This is a genomic window from Kitasatospora sp. NPDC029367 (assembly GCF_055569135.1).
The window spans coordinates 1-23,737 of the sequence record NZ_JBVHYH010000085.1 but is presented as its reverse complement, the minus strand read 5'-3'; the positions used below and the strand labels follow the sequence as shown (position 1 = coordinate 23,737).

The 23,737-nt window shown below is 73.1% G+C and carries 15 protein-coding genes; 8 read left to right on the top strand and 7 right to left on the bottom strand.

Translation table 11 applies throughout. The features are described from left to right. Positions 1–44 precede the first annotated feature (44 nt). A complete protein-coding gene (locus ACZ4W5_RS32745) occupies positions 45–965 on the top strand; it encodes a glycoside hydrolase family 11 protein (protein ID WP_360229504.1) in 921 nt (306 codons plus the stop codon). A 104-nt stretch (positions 966–1,069) separates the two neighbouring features. Then, on the top strand, positions 1,070–2,068 hold the full coding sequence (locus tag ACZ4W5_RS32740) for a non-reducing end alpha-L-arabinofuranosidase family hydrolase (RefSeq protein WP_360229309.1): 999 nt from the start codon (positions 1,070–1,072) through the stop codon (positions 2,066–2,068). Between the two features lie 130 nt (positions 2,069–2,198). On the opposite strand, the gene ACZ4W5_RS32735 is transcribed toward ACZ4W5_RS32740, so the two are convergent. Continuing rightward, on the bottom strand, positions 2,199–5,243 hold the full coding sequence (locus tag ACZ4W5_RS32735) for a glycoside hydrolase family 2 TIM barrel-domain containing protein (RefSeq protein WP_465658636.1): 3,045 nt from the start codon (positions 5,241–5,243) through the stop codon (positions 2,199–2,201). A gap of 217 nt (positions 5,244–5,460) precedes the next feature. Here ACZ4W5_RS32735 and ACZ4W5_RS32730 point away from each other — a divergent pair, with 217 nt between their 5' ends. Next, positions 5,461–7,626 (top strand): glycoside hydrolase family 9 protein, encoded by a 2,166-nt coding sequence (locus ACZ4W5_RS32730; protein ID WP_465658635.1) that lies wholly within the window; start codon positions 5,461–5,463, stop codon positions 7,624–7,626. 257 nt (positions 7,627–7,883) lie between these two features. After that, the gene (locus tag ACZ4W5_RS32725) at positions 7,884–10,031 is read left to right on the top strand and encodes an alpha-galactosidase (protein ID WP_465658634.1); all 2,148 of its coding nucleotides are present in this window, start codon (positions 7,884–7,886) and stop codon (positions 10,029–10,031) included. A 78-nt stretch (positions 10,032–10,109) separates the two neighbouring features. Here the strand turns inward: ACZ4W5_RS32725 and ACZ4W5_RS32720 are convergent, their stop codons facing one another. Beyond that, positions 10,110–12,518, bottom strand: a complete 2,409-nt coding sequence (locus ACZ4W5_RS32720; protein WP_465658633.1) for a glycosyl hydrolase family 95 catalytic domain-containing protein — start codon at positions 12,516–12,518, stop codon at positions 10,110–10,112. 1 nt (position 12,519) lies between these two features. Beyond that, the gene (locus ACZ4W5_RS32715; RefSeq protein ID WP_465658631.1) at positions 12,520–13,230 is read right to left on the bottom strand and encodes a FadR/GntR family transcriptional regulator; all 711 of its coding nucleotides are present in this window, start codon (positions 13,228–13,230) and stop codon (positions 12,520–12,522) included. A gap of 305 nt (positions 13,231–13,535) precedes the next feature. Here ACZ4W5_RS32715 and ACZ4W5_RS32710 point away from each other — a divergent pair, with 305 nt between their 5' ends. After that, positions 13,536–14,135 carry a hypothetical protein gene (locus tag ACZ4W5_RS32710; RefSeq protein ID WP_465658630.1) on the top strand — a complete coding sequence of 200 codons (600 nt, stop codon included), beginning with the start codon at positions 13,536–13,538 and terminating at the stop codon, positions 14,133–14,135. Between the two features lie 276 nt (positions 14,136–14,411). Then, entirely contained in the window at positions 14,412–15,395 is a 984-nt protein-coding gene (locus ACZ4W5_RS32705; RefSeq protein ID WP_465658629.1) for an extracellular catalytic domain type 1 short-chain-length polyhydroxyalkanoate depolymerase, read from the top strand. Between the two features lie 101 nt (positions 15,396–15,496). On the opposite strand, the gene ACZ4W5_RS32700 is transcribed toward ACZ4W5_RS32705, so the two are convergent. The 4 genes from ACZ4W5_RS32700 to ACZ4W5_RS32685 are packed head-to-tail and all read right to left on the bottom strand — an operon-like array spanning position 15,497 to position 20,878. Then, positions 15,497–17,878, bottom strand: coding sequence for a beta-xylosidase/alpha-l-arabinosidase (locus ACZ4W5_RS32700; protein ID WP_465658627.1), 2,382 nt, complete (start codon positions 17,876–17,878; stop codon positions 15,497–15,499). Then, entirely contained in the window at positions 17,875–18,693 is an 819-nt protein-coding gene (locus tag ACZ4W5_RS32695) for a carbohydrate ABC transporter permease (protein WP_360229291.1), read from the bottom strand. The genes ACZ4W5_RS32700 and ACZ4W5_RS32695 overlap by 4 nt, the downstream gene beginning before the upstream one ends. Beyond that, positions 18,693–19,589 carry a carbohydrate ABC transporter permease gene (locus tag ACZ4W5_RS32690; protein ID WP_402479881.1) on the bottom strand — a complete coding sequence of 299 codons (897 nt, stop codon included), beginning with the start codon at positions 19,587–19,589 and terminating at the stop codon, positions 18,693–18,695. Before ACZ4W5_RS32690 ends, ACZ4W5_RS32695 begins: the two co-directional genes overlap by 1 nt. Next, positions 19,586–20,878 carry an ABC transporter substrate-binding protein gene (locus ACZ4W5_RS32685; protein WP_465658625.1) on the bottom strand — a complete coding sequence of 431 codons (1,293 nt, stop codon included), beginning with the start codon at positions 20,876–20,878 and terminating at the stop codon, positions 19,586–19,588. Before ACZ4W5_RS32685 ends, ACZ4W5_RS32690 begins: the two co-directional genes overlap by 4 nt. 208 nt (positions 20,879–21,086) lie before the next feature. On the opposite strand from ACZ4W5_RS32685, the gene ACZ4W5_RS32680 reads away from it, so the two are divergent. Next, entirely contained in the window at positions 21,087–22,115 is a 1,029-nt protein-coding gene (locus ACZ4W5_RS32680; protein WP_402479886.1) for a LacI family DNA-binding transcriptional regulator, read from the top strand. A 266-nt stretch (positions 22,116–22,381) separates the two neighbouring features. Beyond that, the gene (locus ACZ4W5_RS32675) at positions 22,382–23,482 is read left to right on the top strand and encodes a glycoside hydrolase family 10 protein (RefSeq protein ID WP_465658623.1); all 1,101 of its coding nucleotides are present in this window, start codon (positions 22,382–22,384) and stop codon (positions 23,480–23,482) included. Positions 23,483–23,737: the final 255 nt, after the last annotated feature.

The following is a 23,737-nucleotide window of genomic DNA, read 5'->3' as shown; positions in this document are numbered from 1 at the left end:
GCCGCAGGATCGGCCGCCGCTGGCGGCTCGCAGGCAAGGCCCGCATGCTCGCACCGGCCCTCGCGGTCGTCCTGATCACGCCCGGCACCGCCGAGGCCGCGACCGTCACCACGAACCAGACGGGCACCGACGGCGGATACTTCTACTCGTTCTGGACCGAGGGCAGCGGCGCGGCCTCGATGTCCCTGAACGGCGGCGGCAACTACGGGACCTCGTGGTCCAACGCGGGCAACTTCGTCGCCGGCAAGGGCTGGAGCACCGGATCCCGCAACCCGGTGTCCTACTCGGGCACGTGGAGCACCAACGGCAACGCCTACCTGTCGCTCTACGGCTGGACCACCAACCCTCTCGTCGAGTACTACATCGTCGAGAACTACGGCTCCTACAAGCCCACCGGCACCTACAAGGGCACCGTCACCACCGACGGCGACACCTACGACGTCTACGAGACGACGCGCTACAACGCCCCCTCCATCGAAGGCATCAAGACCTTCAACCAGTACTGGAGCGTCCGCCGGGCCAAGCGGACCGGCGGGACCATCACCGTCGGAAACCACTTCGACGCGTGGGCCAGGTCCGGCATGAACCTCGGCACGATGAACTACGAGATCCTGGCCACCGAGGGCTACCAGAGCAGCGGCAACTCCAACATCACGCTGGGCACCACCACCGGCGGGGGCGGCGGGGGCGGCGGCGCGGGCGGCTGCACCGCGACGCTGTCGGCCGGCTCCTCGTGGAGCGACCGCTACAACCTGAACGTCTCGGTCACCGGCACCAGCGCCTGGAAGGTGACCGTGCACGTCCCCGCCCCGGAGACGGTCAGCTCGACCTGGAACGTCAACGCGTCCTACCCCGACGCCCGGACGCTGGTCGCCACTCCCAACGGCGCGGGCGACAACTGGGGCATGACCATCATGAAGAACGGCAGCACCACCTGGCCGACGGTCTCCTGCGACAAGAGCTGACCCACGGTGCCGGATCCCCGCCGCACGACGACGGTCGCGCGCACCGTTGTGAGCGCTCACACACCGTCTCCGACCGCCCGTCCGTTCACCCAGGAGGTTTCCCCTTGCGCAAGCACCTGTCCGTGATGCTCACCGCCCTGACCGCCGCGGCTGCGCTCGTCGCCCCCGCGCAGGCGGCCGTTCCGGCGGCCGCCGGCTGCGCCCTTCCGTCGACGTACCACTGGTCCTCGACGGGCGCGCTGGCGCAGCCCGCCCACGGCTGGGCCTCGCTGAAGGACTTCACCAACGTCACGTACAACGGCAAGCACCTGGTGTACGCGTCGAACGTGAACGGGAAGTCCTACGGCTCGATGGCGTTCAGCCCCTTCGGCGACTGGTCGGGCATGGCCTCCGCCCCGCAGACCGGGATGAACCAGGCCGCCGTGGCACCGACGATCTTCTACTTCGCGCCCAAGAAGATCTGGGTGCTCGCCTACCAGTGGGGCGCCTGGCCGTTCATCTACCGCACCTCCAGCGACCCGACCAACCCCAACGGCTGGTCCGCGCCGCAGCCCCTGTTCACCGGCAGCATCCCGAACTCCGGCACCGGCCCGATCGACCAGACCCTGATCGCCGACGACCACAACATCTACCTGTTCTTCGCCGGCGACAACGGCAGCATCTACCGGGCCAGCATGCCCATCGGCAACTTCCCCGGCAACTTCGGCTCCTCCTACACCACCGTCATGACCGACACGGTGAAGAACCTCTTCGAAGCACCCCAGGTCTACAAGGTCAAGGACCGGAACCAGTACCTCATGATCGTCGAAGCCCGCGGCGCCAACGAGCAACGCTACTTCCGCTCCTTCACCGCCACCAGCCTCAACGGCACCTGGACCCCCCAAGCCGCCACCGAGAACAACCCCTTCGCCGGCAAAGCCAACAGCGGCACCACCTGGACCAACGACATCAGCCACGGCGACCTCGTCCGCAACAACCCCGACCAGACCATGACCATCGACCCCTGCAACCTCCAACTCCTGTACCAGGGCATGACCCCCGGCTCCACCGCCCCCTACGACCAACTCCCCTGGCGCCCCGCCCTCCTCACCCTGCGACGCTGACCGGAACGGGCCCGCCCGTGACGGGCGGGCCCGTTGCGGACCGCTCGCACCGATCCGTGGTGGCCTGCGCCGGCGGGCACCACGGGAAGCACCCGGCCGCCGTACCCACGGTGGCCGGGTGCTTCCGGTGTCACGACCGCCGGATCGGCGTGAGGAGGAGGGTGAAGTCGACGGTGCCGAGTTCGAGCCGGTGCTCCGGCAGCACGCCGGGGCCGCACGCGGCGCTGCCCAGGCCGTGGACGGCGTGGTCGGTGTGCAGGTGGACCACCGGCCCCGGGGCCAGCTCCGTCCGGTGCCGGGCCTCGGCGAGCTGCCGGTCGGTCCAGCGGCGGGCGGAGAGGTGGAAGAGCTCCTCGCCCTGGACGCGGACGGCTCCCGCTGCCCCGTCGCTGATCTCGGCCCACCGCACGTCCGCCCGGTTGCCGTTCTCCTGCGGGCGCACGTAGGGCGTCTGCAACTGGTCGACCGTGGCGCGGAAGCGTCCCACCCGGGCCGCGTGCCGCAAGTCGGGGTACGCCTCGCCGGGCCCCGCGCCGAACCACTCGACGAGCGACCAGTCGGCGGGCAGCTGCCAGTCGAGGCCGATCCGGGCCAGCGAACGCGATGCGCCCCGGCGGACCAGTTCCCGGAACTCCCCGGGCGGCAGGGCCGCGTCCACCAGGCTCTCGGCCTCGTGGTCCTCCCGCTCGGGCCAGTGGCCGACCGGCTCGGCGTGCACGCGCAGCCGCAGGCTCGTCCCGTCGCTGCTCCAGCGGTACGTCGTCAGGTAGCCGCAGCTGACCGCGGCGGCGGCGCTGCGGACCACGACGGTCAGGCCGTCGGCGCCAGGGGTGACGGAGACCGTGCGGTGGCGCAGCCGGTCCAGGCCGCGGGCCTTCCAGTAGGCGGCGTCCTGCTGGGACCAGCCGCGGTCGTTGTCGGTGGGAGCGCGCCACAGGTTCAAGCGCGGTCCCTGGAGGGGCAGTTCGCCGAGGCCGAGCAGGAGCCCGGTGTCGGGGTCGAAGCGGCCCGGGCCGAGCCGGACGCTCCCGTCCTCGGTGTGAGCGCTCACCAGAAGCCCCTCCGGACGGCTGCGGTCCGGTGCGGAGCGCGGGAGCTGGCCCCAGGCGACGACGTGCCCCTCGGGAGCCCAGTCGGTGGCCTTGGCCAGCTCCGCCCGTACGGTGAGCCAGAGTTCGCCCTCCCCGTCCTCCCCCTCCCCGTTCTCCCCCGGGGGCAGGTCGGGCGCGGGCAGCGGCAGCCGGCCGCGTTCCCCGGGGGCCAGCCTCGGGGTGGGCAGCTCGCCCCGGGTCAGCTCGGTGCCCTCGCGCTCCAGCGACCAGGTGAACCGCAGATGGGACAGGTCCAGCACCTGGTAGCGGTTCTCCACGCTCAGCGTCCCGGGCTCCGGGCCGGGGCCGATGCGCACCGGGGCGTTGACCCTGGCGTACTCCAGCAGGCCCGGGGAGGGGGTGCGGTCGGGGAAGACCAGGCCGTCGCAGATGAAGTTGCCGTCGTGCAGGTCCTCGCCGAAGTCGCCGCCGTAGCCGAAGAATTCGCGCCCCTCGGCGTCGTACGTTCGCAGGCCCTGGTCGATCCACTCCCACACCCAGCCGCCCTGCACCCGCGGGTATTCGTCGCACAGCCGCTCGTACTCGGCGAGGGCGCCCGGGCCGTTGCCCATCGCGTGGGCGAACTCGGTGAGCAGGTACGGCTTACGGTTGCGCGGATCGTCCGCCGGGTCGCCGGACCCGGCCCGCGCGGGGTACGAGATCTCGCCCGGGAGCAGTTCCCCGCGCCCGATCCGCGCCACGGCCGCGGGCGTGCGGTACATCTCGCCGAACACGTCGGTGTACTCGGCGAGCCGGTCGCCCTCGTAGTGGACCGGGCGCGAGGGGTCGCGCCGGTGGAGCCAGTCGGCCATCGCCCGCAGGTTCCGGCCGTCCCCCGCCTCGTTGCCCAGCGACCAGAGGATGACGCTCGGGCGGTTCTTGTCCCGCTCGACCGTGCGCTCGATGCGGTCCAGGCAGGCGGTGCGCCAGCGGGGGTCGTCGCAGGGGTTGCGCTGCCAGCGTTCCTGGTCGGCGTACTCGAACCCGTGGGTCTCCAGGTCGCACTCGAGCACGACGTACAGCCCGAGTTCGTCGCACAGGTCGAGGAAGGCGGGGTGCGGCGGGTAGTGGGAGGTGCGGACGGAGTTGATGTTGTGCCGCTTCATCAGCTCCACGTCGCGGCGCATGGTCTCCAGGGAGAGGGTGCGGCCGTGGTCGGGGTCGAACTCGTGCCGGTTGACCCCGCGCAGCACGACGCGGCGCCCGTTGACCCGGAGCACGCCGTGCTCGTCCACGGCGACGGTGCGGAACCCGAACCGGACCCGGACGCGTTCGGTCGCCGTGGCCAGCTCGGCCTCGTACAGGTGCGGGTCCTCCGCGCTCCACGGCCGTACCTCCGGGAGCCGGAACCCGCCCTCGGCCGGCCGGTCGTCGATCCCGAGGTCCGGCACGGTGATCCGCACTGGCGCGTCCGTGTCCACGCTCACCCGCAGGAGGCCCGCCCCGGTGGCCGCGTCGTAGTCGGCCCGGACGAAGGCGTCCCGGATGCCGCCGGCCGGGCGGGCGAGCAACCGGACGTCGCGGAAGATGCCCGACAGGCGCCAGGTGTCCTGGTCCTCCAGGTACGTGCCGGCGGAGAACTGGTGCACCCTGACCGCCAGCACGTTGCGCCCCGGCCGCAGCGCGGCGGTCACGTCGAACTCCACCGGCAGGCGGCTGCCGTACGTCACCCCGAGTTCCGTCCCGTTCAGCCAGACCCGGGCGCAGGAGTCCACACCCTCGAAGCGCACCACGGCGGGCACACCGTCCCAGGACCCGGGCAGGTCGAAGACCCGGCGGTAGTCCCCGGTCTCGTTCTCGTCCGGGACGAACGGCGGGTCCAGGGGGATGGGGTAGGAGACGTTGACGTAGACCGGCCGGCCGTGGCCGCGCAGCTGCCAGTGCGAGGGGACGGGCAGGGCGCCCCAGGCGCCGTCGTCGAACTCCGGCTCCTGGAAGCCGTCCGGTTCGCCGCGCAGCGTGGGCGAGAAGCGGAAGGCCCACGGCCCGTTGAGATCGATCACAGGAGCGTCGGAATCCAGGACCGCACGCGGGGCGAGCCCGCCACGGCCGATCGCGAAGTCCTCGAAGTAGCGTGCCGACATGCGGAATTCCTCCGGAGGGTCTCGGCTGATGCGCGCGACCGTACTATCGAAGGCTTCTTCCGGGAAGTACCGCCCCGGGCGGTCCGGAGTCGGGATCCATTCCGTCCCCATGTCTTGACGCGCCCCTGCGGGGCTGGCTTGATGGAGCCTTGGGAGCGCTCCCAGTCTCGCGGATGCCCGTTTCCCACCCCCACCCCCACCCATGGAAGGCTCCCCCGTGCCTCCTGTCACCTCGCGCCGCGGCGGGCCGCGGCGCGTCGTCGCCTTACTGACCGGTCTCGCCCTGGCCGCGGGCGGTACGGCCTCGGCCGCGTTCACGGCGAGCCCCGCCCACGCGGCCGCGCCGGTCGCCGCCGCCACCGACTCCCCCGTCCGGGTCAACCAGCTCGGCTACCTGCCCGACGGCCCCAAGCGGGCCACCGTGGTCAGCTCCGCGACCGCCCCGCTGGCCTGGCAGCTGCGCGACGCCTCCGGCGCGCAGGTCGCCTCGGGCACCACCGTCCCGTACGGCGCCGACCAGGCGTCCGGCCAGTCCACCCACCTGGTGGACTTCGGCGCCTACACCGGCACCGGAACCGGTTTCACCCTGGTCGTCGGCGGCCGGGCCAGCCACCCCTTCGCCATCTCGGCAGCGCTGTACGACGGCCTCCGCTCCGACAGCATGTCGTTCTTCTACCAGCAGCGCAGCGGCATCGCGATCGACGCCGCCCTGGCGGGCAGCGCCTACGCCCGCCCGGCCGGCCACCTGGGCGTCGCGCCGAACAAGGGCGACACCAACGTGCCCTGCCAGGCCGGGGTCTGCAACTACACCCTGGACGTCCGCGGCGGCTGGTACGACGCCGGCGACCAGGGCAAGTACGTGGTCAACGGCGGCATCGCGACCTGGGAACTGGTCAACTCCTTCGAACGGGCCCACCGTTCGGGCGGGGACGCGGCGCTCGGCGACTCGACGCTGCGGATACCGGAGCGTGGCAACGGCGTGCCGGACGTGCTGGACGAGGCCCGCTGGGAGCTGGAGTTCCTGATGCGGATGCAGGTCCCGGCCGACCAGCCGATGGCCGGAATGGCCTTCCACAAGGTGCACGACGCCCACTGGACCGCCCTGCCGACCCGCCCCGAACTCGACCCCGAGCAACGCGAGTTGCACAAGCCCTCGACCGCGGCCACCCTGAACCTGGCCGCCACCGGCGCCCAGTGCGCCCGGGTGTACGCCCCGTACGACGCCGCCTTCGCCGCCCGCTGTCTGGACGCCGCGCGCCGTGCCTGGGCGGCGGCCAAGGCCAATCCGGCCGTGTTCGCCCCGGCGACCGACAGCACCGGTGGCGGCGCGTACGAGGACGCCGACGTCTCCGACGAGTTCTACTGGGCGGCGGCCGAACTCCTCGCCACCACCGGCGAGTCGCAGTACCGGGACGCCGTGACCTCCTCCCCCCACCACACCGAACCCGTCGACGCGTTCTGGTGGGGCGGCACCGCGACGCTCGGGCGGATCACCCTCGCCACCGTCCCCGGCGTGGCCCTGCCCGCCGACGACATCGCCCGGCTGCGCGGCCTGCTGACCTCCGCGGCCGACGGCTACCTCACCACCATGGCGGGCCAGGGCTACGCCGTGCCGATCCCCGCCGACGGCTACGTGTGGGGCTCCAACAGCGCGGTCCTCAACAATGCGATGACGATCGCCGTCGCCTACGAGCTGACCGGTCAGCAGCGCTACCGCACGGGAGCGCTGGAGTCCCTGGACTACCTGCTGGGCCGCAACGCCCTGGACCACTCGTACGTCACCGGCTACGGCCCGCGTGCCTCCGAGAACCAGCACCACCGGTTCTGGGCGCACCAGAACGACCCCTCGCTGCCGCACCCGCCGGCGGGTTCCCTGGCGGGCGGGCCGGACAAGGGCCTGGAGGACCCGGTGGCGAAGGCCCAACTGCAGGGCTGCGCACCGGCGGCGTGCTACGTGGACGACATCGGCTCGTACTCGACCAACGAGGTGGCGGTCAACTGGAACGCCTCCCTGGCGTGGCTCGCGGCCTTCGCCGCCGAGCGGCGGCCGGGGCCGGTGCCGCCCACGGCGTCCTGCGCGGTGGCGTACAAGGTCGACAGCGCCTGGAGCAACGGGTTCACGGCGACGGTGACCGTCACGAACACCGGCACCTCCGCCGTCCCCGGGTGGACCCTCGGCTGGAGCTTCGCGGGTGACCAGCGGATCTCCAACGCGTGGAACGCGACGGTGGCCCAGTCGGGCGGCGCCGTCACCGCCCGGGACTCCGGCTGGAACGGCACGCTGCCGCCCGGAGCGAGTGCGAGCTTCGGCTTCCAGGCGACGTACTCCACTGCCAACCCCACTCCGGCCCGCTTCACCCTGAACGGCGCCGCCTGCGCCTGAGCACGGCCCCTTGGGCGGGCGGTCGGCCGAGGCCGGCGCGAACGCCTGCACGGTGGCGCGGCGGCTGCGTGCCCTCCATCTCGACAAGGCGTTCGTATGCCGCGAACGCTGACTGGACACGGGATGTTCGCGCGCGGGTGGACGTGCTATCTCTAGGGGAGCCCGTACCGGCCAACGCGTCGGACGGGGAGTGCCTGTTAACGCTCACGCTCACACGACCTTGCAGTCCAGGACCACCCTCCCTGAACGAGGACGACATGACTGAGGCGAAGCTCGTCGTGCTGACGGCCGGTGAAGCGGCCCTCGCGCTCGACGTCACCGGACCCGAGCCGCCCCGGGTGCTGCACTGGGGCGCCGACCCCGGCTTCGGCGCCGGTGACGCCGCGCAGGTGCTCGACGCCATGGGCCGGACCTCGCGCCACCAGGGCGGGAGCCTGATGCCCTCCCAGGGGCGGGGCTCGGGCTGGTTCGGCCGCCCGACGCTGGCCGGGCACCGCGACGGGCGCGTCCGCCCCCTGCGGTTCGAACTCGCCGAACCCGTCGCCGTCCGCGGCGCCCGGGACGGCCGGGGCGGCACCGTCCACGCGCGCGCCCTGGACCCCGGCGCGGGGCTCGCACTGGACACCGAGCTTCAGATGACGGAGCAGGGCGTGGTGCGGATGCGGCACACCCTGACCAACACGGCGCCGCAGCCCTACACCGTGGAGGCGCTGGCCTGCGTGCTGCCGGTGCCCGCCCACGCCGCGGAACTGTTGGACTTCACCGGCCGCTGGGCCCGTGAGCGCTCACCGCAGCGCGCCCCGCTGCGGCACGGCGTCTGGTCGAGGGAGAACCGCCGCGGCCGCACCGGCTTCGACGCCGGGCTGCTGCTCACCGGCACCGAGGGCTTCGGCTTCCGGCACGGCGAAGTCTGGGGCGTGCACCCCGCCTGGAGCGGCAACCACGTCCAGTACGCGGAGCGGCTGGCCGACGGGACGACGGTCCTCGGCGCCGGCGAACTGCTGGACGCCGGTGAGATCCGGCTGGCGGAAGGCGAGTCCCACCGGACCCCGTGGGTGTACTTCGCGACCTCCGGCACCGGCCTGGACGGGATCAGCCGGGGCTTCCACGCCATGCTCCGCGCCCGGCCGCAGCACCCGGCCACCGCCCGGCCCGTCACCCTGAACATCTGGGAGGCGGTCTACTTCGACCACGACCCCGAGCGGCTGCACGCCTTCGCGCGGACCGCGGCGGAGGTCGGCGTGGAACGGTTCGTGGTGGACGACGGCTGGTTCCGCCACCGCCGCCACGACCGGGCCGGCCTCGGCGACTGGTACGTCGACGAGAAGGTCTGGCCGGACGGCCTGCGCCCGCTCGCCGACCACGTCCACCGCCTCGGCATGCAGTTCGGCCTCTGGTTCGAACCCGAGATGGTCAACCCCGACTCCGACCTGGCCCGCGCCCACCCCGACTGGTTCCTCGCCGACCCCGAGCGCCTCCCGTACGAGCAGCGCAGCCAGCACGTGCTGGACGTCGCGCACCCCGACGCCCACGCCTACCTGCTGGAACGGATCAGCACCCTGGTCGGCGAGGTGGGCATCGACTACGTCAAGTGGGACCACAACCGCGACCTCGCCGACGCCGTCCACGACGGCCGCCCCGGCGTGCACGCCCAGACGACGGCGGTCTACCGGCTCCTGGACGAACTGCGGGCCCGCCACCCCGGGCTGGAGATCGAGTCCTGCTCCTCCGGCGGGGCCCGCGCCGACCTCGGCATCCTCGAACGCACGGACCGGATCTGGGGCTCGGACAACATCGACCCGATCGAACGCCAGGCCATCCAGCGCTGGACCGGCCTGCTGCTGCCCTACGAGCTGATCGGCTCCCACGTCGGCTCCTCCCCCGCCCACATCAGCCACCGCGACACGACGCTCGCCTTCCGCTGCGCCACCGCCCTGTTCGGGCACGCCGGCATCGAGTCCGACATCTCCGGCTGGCCGCAGGAGGACCTGGCGGCGCTGGCCGCGTGGATCGACGCCTACAAGCAGCTGCGGCCACTGCTCCACGGCGGCGACGTCGTGCGCACCGACCACCCCGACCCCGCCGCCTGGGTCCACGGCGTCGTCTCGCGGGACCGGGCCCACGCCCTCTTCGCGTACGTCCAGCTGGAGACCTCCGCCGCCGAGAACGGCGCGCCCGTACGCCTCCCGGGGCTGGAGCCCGGCACGCGCTACACCCTGCGGGTGCGCCCCGAGCTCTCCTCCCCCGAGCCCACCTGGCCCGCCTGGGCCCGGCGGACGGCCCCGCTCACCCTGACCGGCCGGTACCTCGCCCAGGTCGGCCTGGCCGCCCCGGGCCTGGCCGACCGCCCCGGCCACGCCCTCGTGGTCGAGGCGCTGGCGGTGGCACCCGCGCCGCAGGAGTGACCCCGGTCCGGCCGGAGCCCGCGCCGGGCGCCTGGCACCGGGCACCGTCCCTGCCCCGTGACGTGACCCCTCGGCGGGTCAGTGGCCGAGGTCCGGCTGCGGATAGCCGAGCCGGTGGCGGCCGCCCGCCGCCAGGTGCAGCCGCAGACGCCGTGCGGAGCCCGGCGCCGCGACCGGCTTGCCCTGCTCGTCGGTCACGACCGGCCGGCCCTCGCGCTCGGGCAGGTGCAGCTCGACCTCGGCGTCCCGGGCGGCGTGCAGTTCCGCTCCGGTCAGCAGGCCCTGGCGCCAGCTCAGGCCGACCGTGAGCCCGCCCCGGGCGCGCAGGCCGCGGACGTCGCCGTCCGGCCAGGACGGCGGCAGGGCGGGCAGCAGCCGCAGGATGCCGTTGTGGCTCTGGAGCAGCGACTCGGCGATGGCGGCGGTGATGCCGAAGTTGCCGTCGATCTGGAAGAGCTGCGGCGGGTGCAGGTCGAGCAGGTTGGGCGCGATCGAGGTGGCGAGCAGGCGCTCGACGGCGCTGCCGACGAGGGCGCCGTCGCCGAGGCGGGCGGCGAGCGCGGCGACCCAGGCGAGGCTCCAGCCGGTGCCGCCCCCGCCGTGCCGGAGGCGGCGGTCCAGGGCGAGGCGGGCCGCGTCCAGCAGGGTGTCGTCGCCGAGCGGGTCGACGGCGCTGCCCGGGTAGAGGCCGTAGAGGTGGGAGAGGTGACGGTGGCCGGGGTCCTCCTCGGGGAGGTCGTCCCGCCATTCCAGGAGGCGGCCGTCGGCGGCCAGCCCGGGGCGGCGCAGCCGGGCGCGGACGCGGGCCAGTTCCTCGGCGAGTTCGTGGTCGACGCCCAGCTCGCGGGCGGCCGTGACGGTGTTGTCGAGGAGTTCTGCCGCGAGCCAGTGGTCCATGGTGCTGCCCGCATCGACGGCGGCCAGGGTGCCGTCGGCGAGCCGGAAGTGGTGCTCGGGAGAGGTGGAGGGGCAGGTGAGCAGTGTGCCGTCGGCGTCCTCGACCAGGAGGTGGGTGAGGAAGCGGGCGGCCTCGCGCATCACCGGGTAGGCGCGGTCGGCGAGGAAGGCGCGGTCGCCGTGGAAGAGGTGGTGGTCCCACAGGTGGGCGGCCAGCCACGGGCCCGCCATGGACCAGTGGGCCCAGACCGGGTCCCCCGGGACGGGGTTGGTGGCGCGCCAGAGGTCGACGTTGTGGTGGCAGCACCAGCCCGGGGCGTCGTAGTAGGCGCGGGCTGTGGAGCGGCCGGCCTCGGCGAGGTCGGTGACCAGGTCGAACAGCGGCTCGTGGCATTCGGCCAGGCCGGTGGTCTCGGCGGGCCAGTAGTTCATCTGGAGGTTGATGTTGGACGTCCAGTTGCTGCTCCACGGCGGGGTGATGTCGTTGTTCCAGATGCCCTGGAGGTTGGCGGGCTGGGTGCCGGGGCGGGAGGAGGCGATCAGCAGGTAGCGGCCGTAGGCGAAGAGCAGGGCGGCGAGCCCCGCGTCCGGGTGGTCCTTGTCGGCGGCGGCGAGGCGCTCGTCGGTCGGGAGTTCGGCCGCCGCTGCGGACGCCGGGTCGTGGAGCCGGAGGCCGGCTGCGCCGAAGAGCCGCCCGTGGTCGGCGGTGTGGGCGTCGCGCAGCTGGTCGTACCCCTGTCCCCCGGCCTCGTCCAGCCGGCGGCGGGCCTCGGCGAGTGCCGTCCCGGGGCCGTCCGGCGGGCGCTGCCAGCCGCGGTACCCGGTGCCGACGGCGACGAGCAGCACCGCCTCGTCGGCGCCGGTGACCTCGATCCGGCCGTCGGTGGCGGTGCGGCTCCCGCCCACCGTACGCAGCTGGACGACGGCCGCGAAGCCGGTGCCCTCGTCCTCGCGGTACGCCGTCTCCCCGCCGGCCCAGCTCACGACGCTGACGGGGGCCCGCCCGTGCACCGACACGGTGGCGGTGCGGGGTTCGGCCGACGGGGCCTCGGCCGGGTGGGGGGTGGCGAGGTCCGCGCGGAAGGAGAGGACTCCGGGGGTGTCCGCGCCGAGGCGCAGGACCAGCACGCCGGCGGGGGCGGAGACGAAGCTCTCCCGCCGGTGGCGCACCCCGCCCGCCGTGTACGACACCGTGTGCACGGCCCGGTCGAGGTCCAGGGCGCGGCGGTAGTCGGCGGCCTCTTCCTCGCCGTGGGAGGGGAAGGTGAGCCGGAGGGTGGCCAGCGGCTGGTACGCCTCCGTCCGGGGGCCGCCGAAGTGGGCGGCGGCGATCGCGTGGGCGGCGGCGTGGTCGCGCTCGCGCAGTACCGCCTCCCGCAGGGCGGGCAGGTGGGCGGCGGCGCCCGCCCGGTCGCGGGGGCCGGGCCCGCCGGACCACAGGGTGTCCGCGTTGAGCTCGATCCGCTCGGTGTGCACGCCCCCGTACGTCATGGCGCCGAGGCGGCCGTTGCCGAGCGGCAGCGCCTCCAGGAAGCCTTCGGCGGGGCGGCGGTACCAGAGCGGGTCGGTGGGGGTCCGGTGGGGGTGCACGTCAGAACTCCTCGGTCGCGGGGGGCCGCTGTCCCTCGGCCAGGTGGTCGCGCAGCCAGCATTCGGTGGTGTTGACGTGCATCAGGGCCGCCGCCCGGGCGAGTTCGGGGTCGCGGGCGACCAGGGCCCGGTGGATCGCCTCGTGCTCGGCGACGGTCCGCCCGGCCGCCTCGGCGTCGGTGAGTCCGCGCCACACGCGGGCCCGCAGCGTGCGTCCGGAGATGTGCTCCAGCAGGGTGGCCAGGGTCTCGTTGCGGGTGGCGTGGACGACCGACCGGTGGAAGGCGGCGTCGTGCCGGATCAGCAGCTCGACGTCGTCCTTCGCGTCCCGCATGGCCGACAGGTGGCGCTCGACCTCGGCGAGGTCCTCGTCGGTGATGCGGGTGGCGGCCAGGGCGGTGGCGGCGGGCTCGAAGAGCCGGCGCACCTCGGTGAGCTCCAGGACGGTGTCGCCCTGCAGCAGTTCGACCGCGCCGCCGAGCCCTTCCAGCAGCAGCGCGGGGGCCAGGCTCGTCACGTACGTCCCGTCGCCGCGCCGGATCTCCAGGACCCGGGCGACGACCAGCGACTTGACCGCTTCGCGCGTCAGGTTCCGGGACAGGCCGAGTTCCGCCGCGAGCTGCTGCTCGGGGGGCAGCTTCGCTCCGGGGAGCAGCTCGCCCTCGCTGATCATCTGACGGATCCGGGTGATTGCTCTGTCGGTCAGGGACACGGCGTCAACGTAGCAGGTGATCCCATGTCCAGGAAGGGAGTTCACTCGCCCCTCCAGGCAATGAGCTTCCCCAGCACGGCACTTCACCGGTCGACCTTCGCAGTCCGAGGCCTCCGGCGCTGGATACATCCCATCAATCACCGCCTTGCCCGGCCTCCTGTTCGCTCGGCCGGCAGGTCCACCTCACGCGAACCACACGTGATCTCCGCAGAAGCCTCGCCCCGGGCCGGTGTCGCGGCCGGGGCGGATCTGCGTACGCTCCGCAGAACACCCGTCGTGACGCACGGGCAGCTACGGAAGATCGAATGAGTTACTGCACGCTCTGCCAACGCCACCTCAACGGCGCGCTGTCCTGTCCGGGCTGCGGGCGGCCGCAGGAGGAACTCCCCCGGCAGGGGGAACTCCCCGAGCAGGGGCGGGAAGGCCCGACCACGGACCCGACCGCCATGGTTTCCGCGCCCCGGAGGGCCCGGCGGCGAACGACCCGGCGGCGCGGCACCCGGCTCGCCCTGGCCGCGCTCGCTGTGGCGGCGGGCGGACTGGCCACCGCCGTGGTGGCGCTCGGCCAGGGCGACGGCGAGGCGGTCCCGCTCCCGGCGGACCGGACGGCGGCGTCCGCGTCGACGGCCACGCCGTCCGCTCCGGGCACTGTGAGCGTTCCCATCACGGCGAGCGCCGCCCCGAGGAGCGCGAGTCCCACGGCGCAACCGTCGACTCCCAGCGCCCGGCCCAGCGCGTCGAGGACCACCGCCGCGCCGTCGCGCACCGCCCCGAGCGGGCCGCCCGCTCCGCAGCCCACGGCGGCGCCGACCACCGGGCACTCGCCCGGCCCGGCCGGGCCCACGGCAACGCCCACACCGACACCAACACCGACCTGCAAGCAGTTCCTGTTCTGGTGCACCTGACCGGCGCTACGAGCCCTTGGACCCGCCGCCGCCCGTGAAACTTGCACCGGCAGAACCGCTTCCAGCGGCCGCATCGCCGGGATGCCGCAGAAGCGGCCCGACCACTCCTTGACAGGCACCGGCCATTGCCGCAGCGTCAACAGCCGACACCGGAAACCGAAGCAGGGGCGGAGCCCGGTTTGCCGAAATGTGAGCGCTCACAACTCGTGGCGCCCGCAGCGCCTTCGCAACGGCACCGGCACCGCCGTCAACCGTCCACAGAGAAGGGGTCCCATCTTGCGTTCCCGGCACCTGAAGTCCCGCCTGCTCGCCGTACTGCTGGCGGTCGGCGCCGCGGCAGGGGTGAGCCTGTCCGCCGCTCCCCCGGCCGCCGCCGCGTCACTGACCCAGGTCACGGCCTTCGGCAACAATCCGACCAACCTGCAGATGCACGTGTACGTCCCGAACGGCGTCAAGCCGCACCCGGCGATCCTGCTGGCGCTGCACGGCTGCCAGGGCTCCGGGCCGTACATGTACTCCAGCACGGACTTCGCGGGGCTGGCCGACCGGTACGGCTTCATCGTCGTCTACCCCTCGACCAGCCCCGGCGGCAGCTGTTGGGACGTCTCCTCCGACCAGGCGCTGACCCGCAACGGCGGCAGTGACCCGGTCGGGCTGATGTCGATGATCACGTACACGGAACAGCACTACGGCGGCAACCCCGGCGCCGTGTACGTCACCGGCGAGTCCTCGGGCGGCATGATGACGAACGTCATGCTCGCGGACTACCCGGACGTGTTCAAGGCGGGCGCCGCGTTCATGGGCGTGCCGTACCACTGCTTCCACACGGGCACCGTGCGCGGCTGGAACGGCGCCTGCGCCGGGGGTCAGGTCTCCATGACCGCGCAGCAGTGGGGCGACCTGGCGCGCCGCGCCGACCCCGGCTACAACGGGCCCCGCCCCCGTGTGCAGCTGTGGCACGGCACCGCCGACCCCATCCTGAACCAGCGCAACCTCGGCGAAGAGACCAAGCAGTGGACGAACGTCCTCGGCGTGGGCCAGACCCCGTCCTCGACGGACACCCCGGCCGCCAACTGGAACCGGTCCCGGTACGCCGACCGCTCCGGCAGGACGCAGGTCGAGACGTACAGCATCGTCGGCGCCGGCCACCAACTCCCGATCCAGGGCACGCCGATGGCCGCCGACGCCGTCCACTTCATGGGCCTGGACGGCAGCTCCGCCGCCACCGCCCCGGGCGCCCGGCAGCCGCACCACGGCTGAGCGACCCCGCCGGGCCGCCGGGCCGCCCTGAAAACCGTCCGCCGCCGCCCCCGGCCGAGGGGCGGCGGCGGCTCAGGAGTCGAGCTGCCCGGGGAACCCCGCTACGGGGTTGCGGCAGAGGGGAGTTGGTGGACGGTGACGGTCGGGTGCAGCCGCCGGGTGTGGTCGAGCGGGCGGACCGGGCCGGTGAGGCGCAGCGGCGCGGTGAGGCGGGCGTCGGTGCTGGAGGCGGAGATCCGAAGCTCCAGAGCGCCGGGTTCGACGATCCGCTCGCCGTCCCGCCCGGTGAAGGAGGCCAGGTCGGCGGGGAGGGTCAGCTCCACCCGGCAGGCCGCTCCGGGGGCCAGCTCGATCCGCCGGTAGCCGACCAGCCGCTGCACCGGCTGGACCACGGTGGCCACCGGGTCGTGGAGGTACAGCTGCACCACGTCGGTACCGGCCCGGGCGCCGGTGTTGCACAGCAGAAAGCTGAGGCGGAACGCGCCGTCGGTTGTGGTCTCGGCCTGCTGCACCTCCAGGTCGGACCAGGCGAACTCGGTGTAGCCGAGGCCGTGTCCGAAGCCGAACGCGGGGGTCGGGTCGGTGCTGGAGACCTCGCCCGCCTGCGCCAGCCGGGCGGCCAGGTAGGTGGAGGGCTGGACGCCGGGGTGAGCGGGGACGGAGACGGGCAGCCGGCCGGACGGGTTGACGCGCCCGCTGAGCACGCCCGCGAGGGCCCGGGTGCCGGCCTGGCCGGGGAAGAAGCACTGGACGATCCCGGCCGCCTCGGTGACGGCCCGGCCGAGCGCGTACGGCCGTCCGGCGAGCAGGGTGAGCACCACCGGTGTCCCGGTGTCCAGCACTGCCTCCAGCAACTGCCGCTGCTTTCCCGGGAGTTCGAGCGACTCGACGTCGCAGCCCTCGCCGCTGGTGCCGCGCCCGAACAGTCCGGCGCGGTCGCCGAGGGCGAGCACCACCACGTCCGCCCGCTTGGCGGCGCGGACGGCCTCGACGATGCCGGCGGTGGACTCGCCGTCGACCGTCACGCCCTGCACCGTCCGCAGCTCGCTGCCGGGGAACTCCTTCTCCAGCGCCTCCCGCAGGGTGGGGAGTTCGAGGCCGGGCTGGGTGTCCGGGTGCCGGCTGCCGACGTGGACGGGGAAGGAGTAGCAGCCGAGCACCGCGGTGGGCTCGTCGGCGTTCGGGCCGATCAGCGCGATCCGGGCCGGGTCGCGCAGGGGCAGCAGGCCGTCGTTGCGCAGCAGCACCACGGCCTGTTCGGCGAGTTCGGCGGCGAGTGCGCGGTTGGCGGGCCCGTCCAGGTCGATCCGGCCGCGCAGCGCCCGGGGGTCGCCCAGGTCCGCGTCGGCGAGGGCGGCCGGGACGGGGCTCCAGTCCTCGTCCAGCAGCCCGAGCTCGGCCTTCTGGACGAGGACGCGGCGCAGCGCCCGGTCGACCAGCCGTTCCGGGACGGCGCCCGAGACGACGGCGTCGAACAGGGGCTGTCCGAAGGTGTCGACGGTCGGCAGTTCGACGTCGACCCCGCTGCCCAGGGCCAGGCCGGCGGCGTCGGACCAGTCCTCGGCGACGCCGTGCAGGGTCTTGAGGAAGGCGATGCCGAAGTAGTCGGCGACGACGGTGCCGGTGAAGCCCCAGGTGTCCCGGAGCAGGCCGGTGAGGAGGTCCTGGTCGGCGGCGGAGGGGAGGCCGTCGGTGTCGGTGTAGGCGTGCATGACCGAGCGGGGCCGCCCTTCGCGCACGGCCATCTCGAAGGGCGGCAGGATGACGTCGGCGCGCTCGCGCGGGCCCATCGAGACGGGGGCGAGGTTGCGCCCGGCCCGGGAGGCGGAGTACCCGGCGAAGTGCTTGAGGGTGGCGACGACCCCGGCCGACTCCAGGCCCTGGACGTAGGCGGTGGCAACGGTGCCGACGAGGTACGGGTCCTCGCCGATCGTCTCCTCGACCCGGCCCCAGCGGGCGTCGCGGACCACGTCGAGCACCGGAGCGAGGCCCTGGTGCACGCCGACGGCCCGCAGGTCGTGCCCGATGGCGGCGGCCGTGGTCCGGACGAGGTCCGGGTTGAAGGTGGCGCCCCAGGACAGCGGCACGGGGTAGGCCGTGGCGCCCCAGGCGGCGAAGCCGGCCAGGCACTCCTCGTGGGCCAGCGCGGGGATGCCGAAGCGGTTGGCGGCGGCGATGCGCTGCTGGGTGCGCAGCAGGGAGAGCGCGCCGATCGCCGGGTCGACCGGGGCCGTGCCGAACGGGCGGGTCAGCTGGCCGAGTCCGTACGGCAGCAGGGTGTCGAGGTCGGGCGGCTCCTCCATGTCGTGCTGGTGGGGGGCGACTTCGTCGCCCTCGCCGTCGGCCCCGACCCACAGGCCGACCAGTTGGGCGGTCTTCTCCCGGAGCGTCATCGCCGCGATCAGGGCGTCGGCCCTGGCCTGCGGGGTGAGCGCGGCGTCCCGCCAGGCGGGCGCGGTCTCCGTGCGCTGGCGGTGGTTCATTTTCCTCCCACGCCCGTCAGTCCCTGGACCAGGGCGCGGCGGGCGAACAGGTAGACGACGAGGATGGGGAGCATGGACAGCACGACGGCGCTGAGCAGTGCGGGCACGTCCACGCCGTGTTCGGTCTGGAAGTCGTACAGGCCGAGGGTGATGACCTTGGTGGAGTCGGACTGGGTGAGGATCAGCGGGAAGAGGAAGCCGTTCCACGCCTGGAGCGCGGCGAAGACGGTGATCGAGGACAGCCCGCCCTTGGACAGCGGGATCACCAGCTGCCGGAAGACCCGGGCCGGGGAGGCGCCGTCCATCGCCATCGCCTCGTACAGCTCGGGGCTGATGTCGCGCATCGCCCCGGTCAGCACCAGGGTGCAGACGGGCAGGCAGAAGGCGGCGGTGGGCAGGACGATGCCGATCAGGTGGTCGTACAGCCCGGTCTGGTTCATGACGTAGAACATCGGCACGATCACCGCCTGGGCGGGGATCGCCAGGCCCAGCAGGAACAGCCGGAAGACCCAGCCGGTGGCCCGGCCGCGGGCGCGCACGATGGCGTAGGCGAGCGGGGGGACGACCAGCAACACGATGGCGACCACGCCGGCGGTGACGGTCAGGGTGTTGAGGAAGTCCTGGCCGAAGCCGTTGGAGAAGTCGTCCAGGTAGTTCTGCAGGGTCCACTGGGCGGGCGGGCTCAGCGGGCCCTCGGTGGAGTAGTCGGCGCGGGTGCGGAAGGTGGCGATCAGCAGGACGTACAGCGGCAGGCCGATCAGCGCCAGCCAGACCAGGGAGCCGAAGCCGGCCAGGAGGTTGGGGCGGCGGCGCATCACATGCCCTCCGTCGTGCCGCGCATGCGGTCGTAGCCGGAGAGCCGGACCAGCACGAGCGAGATCAGGGTGGCGACCACCACGAGGACCAGGGCGACGGCCGAGCCCGGGCCGAACTCGAAGCCCTTGAACGCCTTCTGGTACATGTAGTAGGCGGTGACGGTGGTGTCGGTGCCCGGGCCGCCCTGGGTGAGGATCAGCACCGTGTCGAAGGTGGTCAGGCCGCCGACGACCATGAGGATCACCGAGGTGATGACCGTGTTGCGCAGCTGCGGCAGGGTGATGTGGAAGAACTGCCGCACCCGGCCCGCCCCGTCGATGGCGGCCGCCTGGTAGAGCACCTGGGGGATGGCCCGGGCGCCGCCCTGGTAGAGCAGCGCGTGCAGCGGGGTGTACTGCCACACGCCGACGAAGGTCAGCACGGCGATCGCGCCGCCCTTGGTGCCGAGCAGGTTGCCGTCGCCGAACAGCCAGGTGAGCTGGGCGGGGACGCCGAAGTTGGGGTCGAGGACGGCCCGCCACACCACCGAGACGGCGGTGGCCGAGAGCAGCAGCGGCACGAAGTAGATCGCGGAGAGAACCGCTCGGTTGCGCTGGTGCCCGGCGGCCCAGACGCCGATCAGGATGCTGACCGGCGTCTGGACGACCACGCCGAGGGCGGTGAGCAGCAGGGTGGTCCAGACGGACTGGAGCATCACCGGGTCGTCGAAGAGGGAGGTCCAGTTGTCCAGGCCGTTGAAGTGCGGTTCGCCGATGCCGTCCCAGCTGGTGAAGGACAGCACGGCGACCAGGGCCAGCGGCACGAACGCGAACAGCAGGAAGAACACCGCCGCAGGCAGCGCCCACACGAAGCCCGGGCGGGTCGCCGCCGCGGCGGGGCGCGCGGGGCGGGTCATGAGGTCGGCAAGGCGCTCATGGCCTTGATGAAGCCGTCGGTGTCGATCCGGCCGTCGAAGAACTGCTGGACGGCGGTGTGCATGGGGGTCATGGCGCTCGGCGGGTAGGCCTGGTCCCAGGAGAGCTGGAAGGACGGCGCGGCCTTCACCAGCTCGTACTGGGCCTTGGAGTAGGCGGGGCTGGCCGAGAGGTCGAGGAAGTTGGCGGTGCTGGTGGTGGTCGGCAGGTTGCCGATGGCCAGTTGCGCCTTCACGAAGTCGTCCGAGTACATCAGCTTGAGGAAGGCGGCGGCGGCGTCCGGGTACTTGGTCTTCTTCAGGACGGAGTAGAAGTTGTTGGTGTTGCCGACGACGGCGGCCGGGTCGCCCTTGCCGCCGCTCACGGAGGGGAAGCCGGTGTAGCCGAGGCCGGACTTGGCGAAGTCGGGGTTGGCGTCCTGCTGCGTGGAGTAGTACCAGGAGCCCATCAGTTCGAAGGCGGCCTTGCCCTTGGCGACCAGGGCCGGGGAGCCTCCGTCGGTGAACTTGACGGAGTCGAAGTTGCTGCCGAAGGCGCCGGCGTCGACCAGTTCCTTGAGGGTGCTCAGCGCCTTGCGGCTGTCCTCGCTCGCCCAGGCGGCCTTGTCGCCGTTCAGCGCGCGCTGGAACAGTTCGGGGCCGGCGATCCGGTCGTAGAGGTACTCGAACCACATCAGGGTCGGCCACTGGTCCCCGCCGCCGAGCGCGATCGGGGTGATGCCCTTGGCCTTCAACGCCTTGGTGGCGGCGACCAGTTCGTCCCAGGTCTTCGGCGGGGTGAGCCCGGCGTCTGCGAGCACCTGCTTGTTGTGGAACAGCAGCACCGGCTGGGTGCCGCGCATCGGCACGCCGTACGGCTTGCCGTCCACCACCGCCGAGTTGAAGACCGCAGGCAGGAAGTTGTCCTTCAGACCCGGGTCCTTGGCGATGAAGTCGTCCAGCGGCAGCAGCAGTCCCGCCTTGACGAACGGCTGGATGGAGCCGCCGCCCCAGTTGAAGAAGACGTCGGGGGCCCGCGAGGTGTTGATCACGGTCTGCAGCTTCTGCTGGTAGTCCGCGCCGGGGATGGTGTCCAGCACCACCTTGACCTTGGAGGTCTTGTTGAAGGTCTCGACGAGCTGCTTCTCGACCTTGTTGGCGGCGTCACCGTAGACCAGCACGTGGATCGTCCCGGAGCCGGCGTCGGAGGAGCCGCCTCCGGAGCCGCATGCGGCGGTGGTGCCGAGGACGAGCACGGTGACCGCGGCGACCGCGGCGATTCTCGATCCCATTTCCTGCCCTCTGATTCGAATATTTCGAGCGAGTCGGCGAAACTTGCTGGAAACCTAGGTCCGTGTTGACGGCCAGTCAAGAGACCTGACGGGATCGGTTTCGCTACGGCGGGGGCTAGCATCCCTGCGGTACGGCACGGCCTCGGCCGCGTCGTACGGCCATGTCCGCAGCGGAGTTCGCCCAGCAGGGGCAGTGCAGGAGGAACTCATGACCAGAGCGGCAACGCTCGCCGAGATCGCACAGGAGGCCGGGGTCTCCGCACCGACGGTTTCGAAAGTCCTGAACGGCCGGGCCGACGTCGCCCCGGCCACCCGGGAGCGGGTGGAGGAGCTGCTGCACCGGCACGGCTACCGGCGGCGCGGCAACCGCCAGGCCAACCCGCTGCTGGAGCTGGTCTTCCACGAACTGGAGAGCGCCTGGGCGGTGGAGGTGATCCGCGGCGTCGAGAACGTCGTGCGCGAGGAGGGCCTGAGCATCGTCCTCTCCGAGTCCGCCGAACGGCACGGGCCCGGCCAGTCCTGGGTGGACGGCGTGCTCGCCCGCCGCCCGACCGGCGTGGTGCTGGTGCTGTCAGACCTGGACCGCGCGCTGCGGGAGCAGCTCTCCAGCCGGGACATCCCCTTCGTGGTGATGGACCCGGCCGGCGACCCGGGTCAGGAGGTGCCCGCCGTCGGCACCACCAACTGGGACGGCGGCCTCGCCGCCACCCGGCACCTGCTCGACCTCGGCCACCGCCGGATCGGCCTGATCGCCGGGCCCGCCCGGATGATGTGCAGCCGGGCCCGGGCCGACGGCTACCGGGCCGCGCTCGACATGGCGGGCATCCCGTACGACCCGCGGCTCGTCCGCGAGGGCGACTTCCATCACGAGGCCGGGCACCGGCTCGGCCTGGAGCTGCTCGCGATGCCGGACCGGCCGACCGCCGTGTTCGCCGGGAACGACCTCCAGGCGCTCGGGCTGTACGAGGCCGCCCGCGAACTGGGGCTGCGCATCCCGGAGGACCTCAGCGTGGTCGGCTTCGACGACCTGCCGCTGGCCCGCTGGGTGGGCCCGCCGCTGACCACCGTGCGCCAGCCGCTGACCGAGATGGCCGAGGTGGCGACCAGGCTGGTCATCGACCTGGCCCGTGGGACGCGGCCCGGGACCCGGCGGGTGGACCTGGCCACCAGCCTGGTCGAACGCAGCAGCACGGCGCCGCCGCGAGGGGGTGCCCCGGCCCCCGTTTCCGAGGCCTGAGGCGGCCCGCGCCGCGAGCCGTCCCCCGGGCTCGTGGCGCACCCGGCCGAAGCGGTTCATGTCAGAAAGGTTGACGGGCCGTCGGGCCCGCCCCTACCGTCCCCTCAAGAAGTCGGAGGATGAGCCGAAACTTTCGATGGCCGAATGGCCGCATGGCCGCTCGGCCGCTTGGCCACTTGGTCGCTCGGCCGCTCCCGCACCTCCGGCGTTCCAGGCACACCGCACGTCCCCCTCCTCGCCCCACCCGACGAGAAAGGACCACGCCGGTGCAGTTCCCGACGTCCCGCCTCCCCCGCCCCGGGCGCGCCCGCCACGCCGCCCGCTCCCTCGCCGTCGCCGCCGCGACCGCCCTGGCCGTCACCGCCCTGCTGCCGACCGGCCAGGCCGGTGCGGCGGGGAGCTCCCTGCGCTCGCTCGCCCAGGCCAGGGGGATCTACTTCGGCGCCTCCCTCGCCCAGTCGGACCTGAACAACCCCTCCCTCACCGCGGTCGCGGGCAGGGAGTTCGGCATGCTCACCCCCGCCAACGAGATGAAGTGGGACACCACCGAGCCCGGGCCCGGCAGCTTCAACTTCGCCCCCGGCGACCGGATCGCCTCCTACGCCAAGGCCAACGGGATGCGGCTGCGCGGCCACACCCTGGTCTGGCACAACCAGCTGCCCTCCTGGGTCCGCGGCCTGCCCGCCGACCAGCTGCGCGCCGCCATGCGGCGCCACATCACCGCCGAGGCCGGCCACTACAAGGGCCAGGTCTACGCCTGGGACGTGGTCAACGAGGCGTTCAACGAGGACGGCAGCTTCCGCACCGACGACCCGTTCCACAACGCACTGGGCGACGGCTACGTCGCCGACGCGCTGCGCACCGCCCGGGCCGCCGACCCGAACGCCAAGCTGTACCTGAACGACTACAACATCGAGGGCCTGAACGCCAAGAGCGATGCGATGTACCGGCTGGTGAAGTCGCTCAAGAGCCAGGGCGTCCCGATCGACGGCGTCGGCTTCCAGGCCCACTTCGTCGTCGGCCAGGTCCCCGCGAGCCTGAAGGCCAACCTCCAGCGGTTCACCGCGCTCGGCGTCGACGTCGCCGTCACCGAACTCGACGACCGGATCCAACTCCCGGCGAACAGCGCCGCGTTGGCCCGCCAGGCCGATGACTACGCCGGCGTGGTCAGGACCTGCCTGGCCGTCCCCCGCTGCGTGGGCATCACCCAGTGGGACGTGGGTGACCCGGACTCGTGGATCCCCGGCACCTTCCCCGGCTACGGCGCCGCCACCATGTTCGACAACGGCTACCGGCCCAAGCCCGCGTACACCGCCTCGGCCGCCGCCCTCGCGGCCGGTGCCCACCACCTGGCACCGACCGACTGACGGCCCGCGGGCTCGGTACCTCGGTACCGGTCCGGCGGGGACGCCCCCGCAGGGGGCGCGCACCGCGGGTGAGAGCCGCACGGAGGGGCCGGGGCCGGGGGGCCGGGCCCCTCCGACGGCCTCGCCCGGATGCCGGACGGGGGGGGGGGGGGGGGGGGGGGGGAAGGCGGACGACAGCCACGCCCCCGAGGGCGGGGGGGGGAAGCACCGCCCCCCCCAAGGGGCGTGCATGCGGGGGGGGGGGGGCAAACCCCA